Origin of the sequence: Paenibacillus gyeongsangnamensis (genome assembly GCF_027533625.1) — a bacterium.
Lineage (GTDB): Bacteria > Bacillota > Bacilli > Paenibacillales > NBRC-103111 > Paenibacillus_G > Paenibacillus_G gyeongsangnamensis.
The window spans coordinates 53,945-68,733 of the sequence record NZ_JAQAGZ010000014.1; the positions used below are offsets into that span (position 1 = coordinate 53,945).

The window sequence follows — 14,789 nt, forward strand, 5'->3', positions numbered from 1 at the left end:
ATAGAACTGGAGGTTTGCCTATGAAAAATGAAACGAACAGTAAGTTGAGCTTGGGGCTCGTCCTATTACTGATTTTCACTTTTCTGCTGCCTGCGAAGCCTGTAGAAGCAGGTCCTGTCTTTAGCGATGTGGATAAGGTCCGCGAAGCTTGGGCTGTGGATTCCATTAATACGATGGCTAGAAATCAGGTGCTGACCGGTTATCCAGACGGAACCTTTCATCCCGGTCAACCTATAAGTAAGGCCGAGTGGACCGCCATGATATATCGCTTGTTCGATAAATATAGGCCGAATCTGTATGCGAGCGGCTTAAATAAAATCGATGCTTATGCGGACATGTCACCTCAGCATTGGGCTTATCGCCCGGTAATGGACGTGTTTACGAGGGATTTGAAATGGGGAACCTATGGCACCAATTCCTTCGGTCAATTGATTTTTGGACCGGATATGCAATTAAACCGGTTGCAGTTAGCCAGTTTGTTGTCCTCCTTCTTTGATACTCGAATGATAGACCGGAGAATCAAACCAAACGATGCATGTTCCGTCGTTTCGGAGTTTAGGGATATTCCTTATCGTTTTTATAAAGAACCGGCAGACTACGATAAAGCGGCTCAAGCACAAGATCGTATGCAAACACTACTGACCGTTGCAACGGTTAATACTGACGTTGTGCCTCTCTTGTTTATGGGTTCCAACGGGAGCGATTGCAGCTTCGGCAGTGAGAACTATTCGAACGATTTGGCGAATGCTCTCACGAGTCTGCAAGCCTCCGGCATAATGACCGCTACAAGCGAAGGATATTTCCGACCATTGGACAAGGTGACTCGGGTGGAAGCCGTAACCATTCTGAACCGAGTTTATAATTATTTGTTCAAAAATAATTGGTTGTTTGATTATTCCACAAAAAAACTGGATGATTCCGCTGCGGCGGATCCATCGGGAGCAGGGACCGGACAAAGGGGGGGAGCTTCTTATCCGACCGGGTCGGCTTATGGAGGAGGAACCGGCTCAACAACAAATCCCTCTAACGTTAGAATAACGGATTATTTCAAACTCCTAGGTTCGGGAAACCAAGGGACATTGACCAAAAATATAGGCCAGAACGGTGAAATCGAGACGGCTGTTATGCCCTCGGGCTATAAATACCTAACTCTTGATTTGAAATCTCAGGATAAAGTTGACCTGAAGATAAGCTTGGATGGCAGCGTGATACTAATCAAGCAGGAGGACTTCCCAAAGACCATTTTAGTGGATGGGGTCAAAACTGTCGGTTTGAATTCACAGGTTCGAATCGAAAGCCCGACGAAACGTACCGGGAATGCAACGCTTACCGTGAAATTAAGTAATGATGCTCCTTAATAAAAGGACAAGAATTTTTCGAGCATGGATCGGATTAATTAATTGGCCCGTCATTTGATTCTGCGAAGGCGGTGATTTATTTCTTTCTGTAAAAAGGATCAGTCCGGACAGTTGTTCGTTATAACGAGTTAGAGCTATGTTTTAACAAGTATCCCTTGTCCCTTCTCGGATGCAGAATATTAGAATTATAGATATGGGAGTGATCAGGTTGACAACTATCAAGAAAATAATCAGTTACATTATGTTATTCGCACTTATTTTCTCTATTGTCCCTTTGCCGGCTGTTCATGCGAACACGGCGACTTTCTTCATACCGGATGACGGCAAATTGGCAAGTACGGCGAATTTGGATTTATCCAATCCGGCTAATTTAGACAGGAACATCGCCAGAATATCCAACTCTAACCTCATGGATATCTCCGGTTCCTATCAGCAGGTAACTCCCAGCACAATCACCCTGACGGTAGACCAAATTGTCCAAAGCGGTGGAACCTGGCAAGCCCAAACAGGAAAAACCGCAAATTTGAACGTCGGCACTACTGGAAATCGTTTTCAGATTACTGGGGTTCAATTATTTCAGGGCTTTAACCGTCTTACTTTTACAGGTACACAGGGTTCGTCTGTAAAAACGGATGTTTTCTATGTGCTTTATGACTCGGCACCGATCATAAATTCACTTCAAATTAGTTCCGGCGGGCAGTTCTATGACCTGAATGAAAGTGCAAGCCTCGTATTAAACTCCAGTACAGCTTACATCCAGGGGAATTCTACGAACGCTACGAGCATTACGGTTAACGGACAAAAAGCATCCGTTCTGAGCAACGGTTTGTTCTATGCGCCGGCAGCTACCCTTCAGCCGGGGCTCAATAAATTTGACATTACGTTGTCCAACGATACGGATTCCATTACTGTAAAACGTCAGGTTTATTATTACAGCAGCAGCAGTCCCTTTACCCAAGTTGATGTAACGCAGGATACCGTCCCTTCTTCGAGTCCTGAAACGCATAGCGTGCTTGGGGTTACGCCTACATTCACGAGTACAGGAAACAAAGGAACATTGGCTTTAACTTTTTTGGTCCCTTATTATAATACGGTTATTAATAATGCCAGTACCCAAATCACGGTGAATTCCTCGACTCCTAATGTAACCATAGCAGGTTCAGGAGCTGCGAATGAAACCGTAATTACGAATACATACGGCGCACCTGCATATAAATTGGTGAGCTTGACCACGACACCATTTAGCCTGCAAACGGACGCCTCTAACAACTTGCTTCCGAACCAACCGGTAAATATCGGAATCACCTATACGGCCTCAGGCAATCCGACGCCAATTCTGATTAGCGGAACATTTAGTTTCAATCTCGCAGCTGGTCAAAAAATAATTAATAACATCAAGCTCCTGCCGAACTATGACGGTTCGTCGGCCGTAAATGATAATACAATCGCAACTCCTTTGGACGGCTCGCAAGTAACAAGTCCCGATTTTTATGTTTTATTGGATACCTCTCAGCCTTTAACTCTGCCTGGAGATACGGTTTCCATTGCACTGCAGCCTCTTGGCAATGCCAATCTTACCATTTCTTCCGTTGGGGTAACCTCGTCCGGTACGGTCAACAAAGGTCAAGTATTTAAGGTATCCGGCCTGCCGACAGGTTCGCAATCGCTTGTGTTCGCGATAAACAATGGGGTTCCTTATAACGCAAAAGTAAGCTACGCGTCTAAAAACTACATTGATTTGCAAAACCTGTATAACGGTCAAGTGTTTACGATCGACTCTTCCGTACCGCAATCGATTCCGCTGCAAGGGAGAATGATCGGTTTTGGCAATCGGATGCAAGGAACGCAGCTGCTTATAAACAATGCGGATAAAACCAGCATCCTAAATCCGACAGCCGTTCCCAATACGGAAGATTATGTCTTTGGTCCGATTAACCTGGCGATCGGTAATACGGGACCGCTATTTATCGGAGAGAATACCATCACAATCGCGGTTGATTATACCGATGGAAATACACCGGCAGGCATATTAAGACACTATAATAAAACAGTCAAATTTTATATTGTAGACAGCAATGCTCCTAACATTATCGATGTGCGTCCGTTAACGCCTCCGTCGACGCCCAGAGGTTCTTTAAGTGATCCTAATCCGGCAAATTATTTGCCGCCGTCACCTGAACTGCAAAAGAACGGAACCTATTATTCTACAACGCTGTCTAAGTTTGACATCTATGTACAAGGCTCCGGAGCGGATTTGGTTACAATTAAAGAAGGGGCAAATACCCTATACTCGGTGAATCCCGGAAACTTCGTAATGCCGTCTCCGAACGCATCGTATTCATCCTCCGATTTTACGGGGAACCGAAGCAGTTTCAAGCTAAGGCTAAATGATGTTCTCATACCGGTCGGTACACATGTCTATACAATTGAGTTCGACAATAATAACGGAGCCAAAGTAACTCAAACCCTGGAGGTTCACAGCGAGAATATCCCATATCGAATTCTTTCCCCAGTTCCGAATACGGGGAACAAAATCGTCGTGAACAAAAACTTTGTTTTGTTCGACGTTGAGGCTGTCGGAGCTACGGATGTACAGATTAACGGAAATTCCGCGACACCTAGGACGGATATTCCAAACCGTTATATGTATACATTAACGGGCTTAAAGGGAGACACAGATAACACGATTAGTTTGGTTATTAAAAAGTCAGGCGGAGATGTAAAGGCTAGCGTTGTTGTAAAATATGTCACGGATCCGGATGTCGGCTCCATGTATATGGAGCAAATGAGCTCAAAGCATAGCGTTTTTAATAAACAGCTTCAAATGACTTTCCCCAAAAATACGGTATTGCGCAGAACAATCGACGGGAAGATCCAGCCACAACCGAATTTATTGTTTGGGATTGCCGATCCCAATAACGGAAATACGGAACTTGTCAATGATTATGGACAAATTCTAGGGACAGATATCGACTTTAGAACCACCAAACCGAATAGCGGATCACAAACGGTGATTCCGATCGATGCGACTTTAGCTACACAGTTTTCTAAACAGCTCGGCCGTAATCATTTTACAAGGGTTTCCTCATATTATTGGGTATCTGCCGGTATGGGGGAGCTTTCTAAAGTAGGCGCAAGCGATTATCAAGTGGCAACCGGCGGCTTAGCCCCATATTCGGTACAAGGAACTTTTACACATTATGATCAAAGAAGAGAAGTTGTTCCGAGTGAACGGGGTACACTAACCCTGAAGTATAATGATGACGTGGTTAACCAAGTCGGGTCCGAAATCGCCGTATTTTATTTAGGCAACGACGGCATTTGGAGAAACATTGGAGGAACCGTCGATTCGGCTAATAAAACCGTTACCGTTCCGTTCGATAAGTTTGGATATTATGTGGTAGAGAAGCTAAGGTACAGTTACGATGATATCACCAACCATGATTGGGCCCGTGATATCCTGCAATCGTTATTTGCAAAAGGATATATGCCTGCCATTTACAGCGATCAATTCGGTGCATCGGACTATGTAACCAGAGGGGAATTCGCTGCTCTGCTGGTTCGTTCTCTTGGTCTGAGAATGAATTCCGATAATAACAATACGTTCATCGATATCGTTCCCGGAAGTCAGTCGGCAACCTGGAGCTACGACGAGATTGAAACGGCGGCTCGAGCGGGAATAGTTCAGGGCTTAAGCAATTTGATTTTTGCCCCGGATAAAGCGGTGACCAGGCAAGATGCGTCGGTTATGATTGCCCGCGCTCTGAGTTTGAAATTGGCTGTAAACGATTCGAAGCTGCAGGCAAAGCTGGATAAGGCGTTTGCGGATAGCGGTACAATCAACTATTATGCTCGCCCGGCGGTAGATGCCTTGAATTCCAGTGGCATTATGGTGGGCAGTCCCGTACAATCTGCGATTCCCACGAAGGCCAAGCCGCTGATTAATTTCAATCCGACGTCGAATATGACTCGCGCGGAAGCAGCGCAAGTAGCCGTTCGGCTGCTTCAGAAATACCTTAAAGCTCTTCCGACGAACCTTTCTTAAAACCACAAGCCAGAATGGGATCTTTCTTCCCATTCTGGCTTGTTTCAAATTTATACAAAGTGAGCGTGGATATGGAAAATTATTAGTAATGACGGTGGATATTGATCGTTGTATACTAAGCTTCGTGGGCAGCGATATTACATAAAATGATAGATGAAAATGATATACGCTGCGCCTCCAACACCTCCTCGAAAAAAACGTAAAAGTTTTTTTCAAAGAGCGCAACTTTTTAGAGACCGCCGCGTTTAATACATTGAAAACACAATAAGCCGGGACAGAGCGGAAGCAACTTGGATAATTTTCTCAAAATATGCTCTTTACCTTGTTAGCATGTCAGTGTATAATGTTAAATGGCATGCGAGTCTCTATGCATTTATTTATTGTTTACAAGTTTCTGCAATTTAATACATTGCAGACATAACTAATAAAGTTAAAATTCGCTCAACTCTGGGAAGGGGGTGAATCGGCTAATGAGGGAAAAGAGCTTAAATTCTATTAAACAAAACTCTCAACAACCGAAAGATATTCGAGGAGGAGAAAAAAAGGTTATGAAGAAAAGTTTATCTGCAATCTTGTCCCTTGCTATGGCATTCTCCATGTTTGCATCCGTAGCAATGGCTGACCAAGCTGACGCTCCAAAAGACTCTTCCAGCTTCAGCGATCTGAAAGACCTCGACGCGGCTACTAAAGCCAAGTTCGACGAAATGATCAAAGCCGGCATTTTCGACGGCGTTAAAGACGGCGTATTCGGCGTCAAAGAAAAAATGAACCGTGCGCAATTTGCAAAAGTTGCAGCGCTGGTCTTCCAATTGAAAGTGGACACTTCCCTGAAAACTTCCACTTTCTCCGATGTGAAAGCTGACGATCCGGCTAACGGCTACGCTCTTCCTTACATCGAAGCACTCGTTAAAGCAGGCATCACTGACGGCTATGCACCAGGCCAATTCAACCCTGCTGGCGACGTAACGAAAGAACAACTGGCTGCTTTCTTGCTCCGCGGTCTTAACAAAGACTCCGCTGCAAAAGCAACTCCAGGCGTAAGCGACAAAACCGTTTCCGACTGGGCTAAAGGCTACGTTGCACTGGCTCTTCAATTGAAATTGCTGAGCAACGGCGCTGACGGTACTTTCGGCGGTGCTTCCGCAGCAACTCGCGACCTGCTGGTACTGGGCTCCTACGAAGCTAAGAAACAATACGTTCCACCGGTTGGTCCGGTTGTAACGAACGTTTCCATCGCTAAAGCAGAAGCTACTGGCGCTAAAACTGTTACAATCACATTGAACGGTTCCATCGCTGATACTTCCAAGCTGACTGCATCGGTTTCCCGTGGTTCTTCCACAACTCCTCTTGATGCAACTGCTAAGTGGAACGACGCTAAGAACCAAGTTGTTCTGACGCTGTCCACTAAGCTGACTCAAGGCGACTACACTGCTACCATCGCAGCTGTTAAAGATGGCGGCTTGACTGTAGACAAAGGTACTGCAACTCTGTCGGTTCAAGACGAGAAGATCACGAAGATCGAGTTCACGAACGCTAGCGACACGGTTGCTCAAGGTCCTAAAGTTCGCATCGGCTTCAAAGCTTACAACCAATACAATGAAGTATCCGATCTGTCTGCTTCCCGCTTCAACATTGTAACTAGCCCGGATCTGGCTAAAGAAGCTAAGGGTGACCAACAGGCAGTTGACCTTAACATTGCTGGCTCCATGAGCAGAACGGTTGGCGGTTCCGTATACGGTACATTGGTAAGAGACCAATTGTTTGCTGTTACGATCATCGCTCCTGACAACACTGCTCAAGCAAGCAAAACGTTCAAAGTCGGCGACGTACAATCCGTTGCTAAAGTTGAACTGGGCGATGTTAAGTATGCTTCCGGCAAAACTCAAATCGAAGCTGGCGACACAGCTTACGTTGCATACAAAGCGTTTGACCAGTACGGCTTTGAAGTAACTGATCTGTACACACTGCTGACTGGCACTTCCACTTACACTTCCGGTGCAGGTACGATTGCTAACGGTACGGATTCCTTCGACCTGAACGATCCGGTTACAGGTACAGCTCGTCACTTCAACGTGAACCATGGCTTCCGCTTCGTTGACGACGAGACTGGCGAGAACAAGCCTTCTCTGAAAGTTATTGCTGCAGACAGCGATTCTTCCAGCTACCAGCTTGATCAAGATGTGACACTGTCCGTTGTTGCTAACCAAAGCGGTCAAGTAGCTACGAAGACTACTAAGATTGCAGCTACTAAGATTCCTTACGAAGTTTCCTTCGGCGCGTTCAACCAAACGCTGGCTTGGGGCGACGATGATCAATACCTGCCGGTAATTGCAAAGGATAAGTTCGGTACGACATTGACTAACGATGAGCTTGCTTCCTACTATGCGAAGCACCCGAACGACCTGTCCATTTACTACTATGGCAGCTCCGGTGCTTCCGTTAACACTGCGATCGAAACGACGGGTTCCCGTAAAGGTTCGATCAAAATTAACGGTCTGAATCCTGCCGATGCTTCGACAAGAAAGTCCGGCAGCTTGAACATCAACGTTCTGGTATCGAAGTCCGGTAAATCGGCTACTTTCAGCAGTCAAGTGAACGAGTACCGTTATCCGAACCAAGTTGTTGTAACGTCCAAGGCGAAGGATGAACTCCTGCCGAACGCTGATTCCGCATTCCAAATCAAGTTCAAAGACCAATACGGCGAGTTCCTTGATCTGGCTAAAAACCTGAGCATGTATGATCTGACACTCGGTATGACTTATACTGGTAGCGTAGATCCTACAACTGTTGCCAATGCCGTATATCTTGTTCTTGATAAGAACAGCGCGATTAACACAAACGTTGGCGGTGCAGCTGCTACGGTTAACGGCGCAGACCTGAAGAAATATATCATTAACAAGGACATCAAGTTCTCGACGAAGCTCTTTGCTGCTAGCGCAGCTGACTTGACTACTGAGGGTACGTTCCAAGCTAAAGCAACTCTGACTAAGGTTAGAAATTTGGATGGCACTCCTGTAACCAACGGTACGCAAATCAGCACGGTAACCAGCATCGACAGAATCAAAGCAAGCAAAGCTGACACGGACTTGACTTACAGCATCACTCCATTTGCAAATGGCGTTGCTGCTATCAGAAAGTTCTATGAAAGCTTTGACTCTATACCTGCAAAACAATCCGAAGCAGAAGCATTGTTCTACGGCAAGCTCGATATTACAGCTAAGGATGGTTCCAAAACCGTTGCTCTTCCTTCTCAGAAGGCAATCATTACAAACGTAAGTGTATCTAACCAATCTGTAGCAACAGTTGGCTTCAAGCCAGGATCCGGCGGTACAACGAGCTTCATGAATCCTGATGTAACTGGCGCAGTATACAATGTTCCTGTTACAGTACCAGTTTCTTCTGCTAACCAAGGGTTCATCGATTCCATCGGTCTGCGCGGTCTTAAAGCAGGTACAACAAGCGTAACCGTTACTGTAACTCCATTCGCAGGCATCACGAAGCAGTTGACCCTGGACAACATCAACATCGTTGAAGACGGTCTGAATGCTGCTTCCCTGACTGCTCAAGAGAACGGTAAGCTGAAAACTAACATTCCATTGTCCGCATTGACTGTATCCGGTGGCTTGTCGCAATTTAATGACTACATTGCTGGCAATGTAACATTTGGCGACGTGAAGTTCAAGGATCAATTCGGCAACGAAGTGAAGAATGCTGCGCTTGCTAGAATGGCTGGTACCCTGGGCGTTAACTTCTACATCACAGATGTAGTAGTAAACCCAACAGCTACTGGTGTTCAAGCTTCTGACCTGAGCCTTGACCCTGCTACGAAGAACATCATGTTTACTAATGCAAAACTTACAGGTACTGACGGCGCACCTGCCATCAAGTCCTTCAAGCTGAACATCAGCACTGCAAACGGTAAGTCGGTATTCGTAGACGTTAACCCTACGAACTAATTTATCAAAGCTTTAAATAAAAAGAGGGCCCTCGTGGTCCTCTTTTTATTTCCTACATAAGTGCAGGACTAAGATGAGACCAACCTATGTAAACAGAATAACTGCTGCAATACCTATACATAACTTAAGATTTCGTTTAAGCTATTAAGAGTAGACCAACCTTGTTATTTTCATTAAGGAGAATTAAATTAATGAATAAAAGGAAGCTAACTTTTTGCCTAGCTGTAGGGCTTGTAAGCATACCGTTTGTTGTCCACGCCGACACTAACACTACTTCATCCCAACCCGGTTCAGTCGACGACCCTGTCATCACCAAAAGCTACTTTGATCAAAATATTAAACAAAAAGTTGCGGACGAGCTTGGCAAGCAAAGCATTACCGAGGATAAAGTGAAGCAGCTTATTGCTGCGGAACTGGCCAAGCAACCGTCAGGAGGCGGCACGCCAAGCAGCTCCGGCTCTAGCGGCAATACAGGTACGTCTTCACCAAGCACAACGCCAGCTGTTTCTCCGTCGAATCTCACCATACTCAAGCTCGAGCAAGGTCAAACCCTTTACGGAGGACAAGGTACCGAGTTTATCGTACGTACCGGCAAAGCACAGGTCTTTAGCACCGACGACAACGGAGTAGCCGATGTGACATCGGGTAAAGATATTGCAGCTGGTCAGACGGCCGAGCTTAACCATCTGCTGATCGTACCGCGTGAAGGCCGCGGCCTTAAGCCGGTAGCGAAACAGAAAGACGACATTTACATAATGGTCCGCGGAAATTACCTGCTCATGAATGCGGACGGTACGAAAGTGACATCATAATTTTACCCATTGCACCAGTAGTTCATACGTGTTGCCGATCACCAGAGGGAAAATACTATGGATACATTCCAACCAAGGAGGTTATCCATATGGCCCGGAATAACAACAAGAAAGTGGTGCCCGAAAGTAGTAAAGCATTGAACCAATTGAAGTATGAAATTGCTGCGGAATTAGGCCTTCCTGTCGGTAAAAACGTGGCAAGCATGAATGTAGAATTCGCTACAGAGCTTGGCTCGATTTCATCAGGTTCAGTGAAGGAAGATTATTGGGGACATATTGCTTCGCGTGATGCCGGAGCCGTTGGGGGACATATTACGTCAAGACTAATCAAAAAAGCGGAAGAAATGATGCTCAGCTTGTAAGTGTTAAGTGAATCTAAATATTTTCTGATCTTATCCGTATATTATTGACACTAATGGACAAATCCAGTATGATATTATATTGAAGGTAATGTATAAACCTAACCTTTTCCAGTCGGAAAAGGTTGATTTTTTGTATGTAGACTCATCCGTTTATGAATACTAGCAGTAGGAGGTTGTTCTTATGTCCAATACGATCGCACGTCGTTTGTTTACGTCGGAATCGGTTACCGAAGGTCACCCGGATAAGATTTGTGACCAAATCTCGGACGCAGTCCTGGATGCTTTTCTAACGAATGATCCTAACGCTCGTGTAGCTTGCGAAGTTTCCGTAGCCACAGGCTTGGTTCTTGTTATTGGTGAAATTACAAGCCAATCCGAGTTTATTGATATTCAGTCGATTGCTCGCCAAACGATTAAGGAAATCGGCTACACTCGTGCGAAATATGGCTTTGACTCGAAAACCTGCGCCGTACTGACCTCGCTCAACGAGCAGTCTCCTGACATTGCGCAAGGCGTTAACAAAGCGCTCGAAGCTCGCGAAGGAACCATGACCGACGACGAAATCGAAGCGATCGGTGCCGGCGACCAAGGATTGATGTTCGGTTTCGCCGTGAATGAAACGCCTGAACTGATGCCGCTTCCGATTTCCATCGCGCAGCAGCTGGCACGCCGTCTGACCGAAGTTCGGAAGAACGGTACGCTCGATTACCTCCGTCCGGACGGTAAAACGCAAGTCACCGTTGAATACGAAGGCAATACGCCGGTTCGCATCGATGCGATCGTAATATCCACCCAGCACAGCGAAGAAGTTTCTTTGGAGCAAATCCAAAGAGACATTAAAGAGCACGTTATCAAGCCGGTCGTTCCGGAGAAATTCCTGGACTCCAATACGAACTATTTCATCAATCCGACAGGCCGATTCGTTATTGGCGGTCCTCAAGGCGATGCAGGTCTTACGGGCCGTAAAATCATCGTCGATACGTATGGCGGATACGCTCGCCACGGCGGCGGTGCATTCTCCGGTAAGGATCCGACAAAGGTTGACCGTTCCGGTGCTTATGCGGCTCGTTATGTTGCCAAGAACATCGTTGCTGCAGGTCTTGCCGAAAAATGCGAAATTCAATTGGCTTATGCCATTGGCGTAGCGAAGCCGGTGTCGATTGCCGTAGATACATTCGGCACAGGCAAAGTAAGCGAAGAAAAGCTGGTTGAAGTCATCCGTAAAAACTTCGACCTTCGCCCCGCAGGGATTATCAAGATGCTCGACCTGCGTCGTCCAATCTACAAGCAAACTGCAGCATACGGTCACTTCGGCCGTACCGATGTGGACTTGCCTTGGGAACGTACGGACAAAGCGGAGCAGCTGAAAGCAGAAGCTTTAGCTTAAAAAGCCAATAATCGCTATTGTCTTCCATAGATCTGTCTAAGCAAGACGGTCCGAATCCAACGGACCGTCTTTTTGCGTTCATGTCGAATAATTTCAAGGGACGCTATCGTAACTTTTAAGCGGTTCATAGAGTCTATATATGGGAGAGTGGGAAAATAAGAGAGGAGACAGGTAAGTGATTTTACAGAAAAAATGGCGAAAGCTGTCGTATGCCGTCCTGGCGGCTGCTTTGCTCCTATCGTCGGTCCCCGCATTTGAAGCTTCGAAGGTATATGCGGCGGATTCGACGGTTTCTTTGGTGGGACAGGATATTTTGACGACCGGTGCTGTGTTGAAAAAATATGTATGGCAGTCTACCCGCAATAATAAACCTTATTCGACAAATGCCAATGTGATTGAAGTGGATCTTACGAATCCGTATGTGAAGCTGGATGTCATGACAGGTACCGAGAATCAATTTACCCGCAAGCAAACGGTGCTCGGCATGGCCAAAGAAACGAAGGCGGTAGCCGGAGTCAACGGGGATTTCTACAATACCCAGGCCGAGGGGGTGCCGGAAGGGCCTCAGATCGCCAACGGGCAGCTGATGGCGACACCGCCGTTCATCCCGGGCTTGTATTCCTTTGCCATTGATAAGGACAACAAGCCGATTGTGGATATGTTTTCTTTTCAAGGGAAAATTATTACTAAGGACAATGCCAGCTATACGCTAGGCGGGATCAACAAAACGTACTATTGGTACGATGATGGAACCCATAGCCACATAGACGGCCTGTTCATGTATACCAACGCATGGGGACAGATTGATCGCTCCAATGACGGCGTAACGTATCCGACGGAAGTGCTCGTGCAAAACAATGTCATCACCCAAATCGCCGATAACGGCATAATCAATATGATCGCGCCGAAGGACGGTTATATTTTGCGCGCGGCCGGGAAAGCATCCGATTTTGTCCGGGCGCACATGAAAGTGGGAGATCCGATTGTTGCCGATTACAAGGTGACGGCTGCGGACCCGAGTAAAAATTATGATGTGAATTCGTTCAAAATGATGATCGGCGCGAGCACGATTCTTGTCGACGAAGGCAAGCCGGCGGAGTTCTCCCGCAATGTCGATGATCTGTGCTGCTACCGCTCGCGTACGGCGCTCGGCTATTCCAAAGATCAGAAGACGGCTTATGTGATTGCCGTCGACAACAGCGGGGACAGCAAGGGGCTCAGTATGACCGAGCTGCAGCAGTTTATGGTAAAGGTCGGCGTCTGGAAAGGGATGAACCTGGATGGCGGCGGCTCCACCCAGATGGTGGCCCGTCCACTGGGCGAAACCGATCCGGTGCTTGTGAACAAGACCGAAACCGGTATTCAGCGGAAGGTCGTCAACGGAGTCGGCGTCTTCTCGACGGCACCTCCGGGTCAAGTATCCGCGCTGTTCATTCAGGCGCCCAGCTTCCTGTTCGTAAATGAACAGGCGCCATTGAAGTTTAAAGGCTACGATCAATTTTACAATCCTATCGATTCAGGCAAGGTTACGGCACAATGGTCCGTAGCCGGCGATATGGGGTCGTTCAAGGATAATGTGTTTACGCCGACGAAGGCCGGAACGGCTAAAGTGACGGCGGTCTCGGGGACAGGAACCCAGTCTGCGGACATCGAAGTCGCAGGCCGTGACCAGCTCAGCAGCCTGAAGATTTCTGCCGATAACTTAGCCCTGTCGGAAGGGGAAACCTACAAAATTCCGGTCATAGCTACAACCAAGTCCGGAAAGACAAGACAAATTCCGCCGGAGTTGGTTCAGTGGGAAGTCCTTGGTATCCAAAGCGAAGTGGCGAATGGCGCGATTACGGTCAAAAGTCTCGCAGGCAGCTCGGGTGCGCAGCTGATTGCGCGCTACGATGGCTTCAGCGCGATAGCATCGGTTCCGGTCGGCATCGATAAAGTGTGGTACGATCTGGACAACAAAGCGGTGATGACCTTGTCCGCCCAGAAACCGCAGGATGTTACCTCGGCGGTATATATCAGAACATCCGAGACTGGCAACAAGTACCTGGAGCTGAATTACGATTTCAGCACTTCTCAAGAGAAGGGCAACCGGTGGGCTTACGCAACGATGGATACCGGCGTGCTCATTGAAGGCAAGCCTCAGTATTTGAAGCTGAAGGTGAACGGTGACGAGAGCTTGAACTGGCTTCGCGCCGAACTGGTCGATAATACCGGCAGCAGCGTCTATATCGATTTGGCGCGGAATATCAATTGGAAAGGCTGGAAGCTCCTCACGGCGGATCTAAGCGACTATAAGATCACTTATCCGATCAGAGTGAAGAGTATCTATGTCGTAAACGAAGACATCGGACGCGACGAGAAGGCAGCCAAAGGGAAGATCGGTATCGATGACATCACGTTCACATACAGGGGTGCCATGGAAACACCGTCGAACAACTCCGTGAAGCTGACCATCAACAAGAAGGACGTATCGGTTAATGGCAAAAGCATGACGTTGGAGCAGGCTCCCGTCATTGTGGACGGCAATACACTCATTCCGATTCGATTCGTAACGGATGCGCTCGGCGGAACGGTTCGTTGGGACGATAACGAACGCAAGGTAACCGTGATCCGGGCTGGCAAGATGATCGATCTCTGGATCGATAATAAGGACATGGTGGCGAATGGCCAAAGAGTCACGGCGGAAGTCGCCCCTAGGATCATGAACAATCTGACGGTCGTTCCGCTGCGTATTTTATCCGAGAATTTGGGCTGGAAAGTGACCTGGGACGGTAAGACCCAGCAAATTACTCTCCAATAATTAGTTCTATTTGCTCTCACAATCTCAGCTAAATATGGTACTATATTGCTAGAACATTAAAGTAAATAG

The 14,789-nt window shown here is 47.0% G+C and carries 7 protein-coding genes; all 7 read left to right on the forward strand.

Annotated features, from left to right (window positions below; genetic code table 11):
* Positions 1 to 20 precede the first annotated feature (20 nt).
* The 7 genes from O9H85_RS21035 to O9H85_RS21065 all read left to right on the forward strand — a co-directional run bounded on the left by O9H85_RS21035 (position 21) and on the right by O9H85_RS21065 (position 14,720).
* On the forward strand, positions 21 to 1,358 hold the full coding sequence (locus O9H85_RS21035; RefSeq protein WP_269883385.1) for an S-layer homology domain-containing protein: 1,338 nt from the start codon (positions 21 to 23) through the stop codon (positions 1,356 to 1,358).
* A 208-nt stretch (positions 1,359 to 1,566) separates the two neighbouring features.
* Entirely contained in the window at positions 1,567 to 5,403 is a 3,837-nt protein-coding gene (locus O9H85_RS21040) for an S-layer homology domain-containing protein (protein WP_269883386.1), read from the forward strand.
* Positions 5,404 to 5,873: 470 nt separating this feature from the next.
* On the forward strand, positions 5,874 to 9,359 hold the full coding sequence (locus tag O9H85_RS21045; protein WP_269883387.1) for an S-layer homology domain-containing protein: 3,486 nt from the start codon (positions 5,874 to 5,876) through the stop codon (positions 9,357 to 9,359).
* A gap of 191 nt (positions 9,360 to 9,550) precedes the next feature.
* Entirely contained in the window at positions 9,551 to 10,171 is a 621-nt protein-coding gene (locus O9H85_RS21050) for a hypothetical protein (RefSeq protein ID WP_269883388.1), read from the forward strand.
* 89 nt (positions 10,172 to 10,260) lie between these two features.
* Positions 10,261 to 10,533 (forward strand): alpha/beta-type small acid-soluble spore protein, encoded by a 273-nt coding sequence (locus O9H85_RS21055; protein WP_269883389.1) that lies wholly within the window; start codon positions 10,261 to 10,263, stop codon positions 10,531 to 10,533.
* Between the two features lie 181 nt (positions 10,534 to 10,714).
* Positions 10,715 to 11,920, forward strand: coding sequence for a methionine adenosyltransferase (gene metK, locus O9H85_RS21060; protein WP_269883390.1), 1,206 nt, complete (start codon positions 10,715 to 10,717; stop codon positions 11,918 to 11,920).
* Positions 11,921 to 12,095: 175 nt separating this feature from the next.
* Positions 12,096 to 14,720, forward strand: a complete 2,625-nt coding sequence (locus tag O9H85_RS21065; RefSeq protein WP_269883391.1) for a stalk domain-containing protein — start codon at positions 12,096 to 12,098, stop codon at positions 14,718 to 14,720.
* Positions 14,721 to 14,789: the final 69 nt, after the last annotated feature.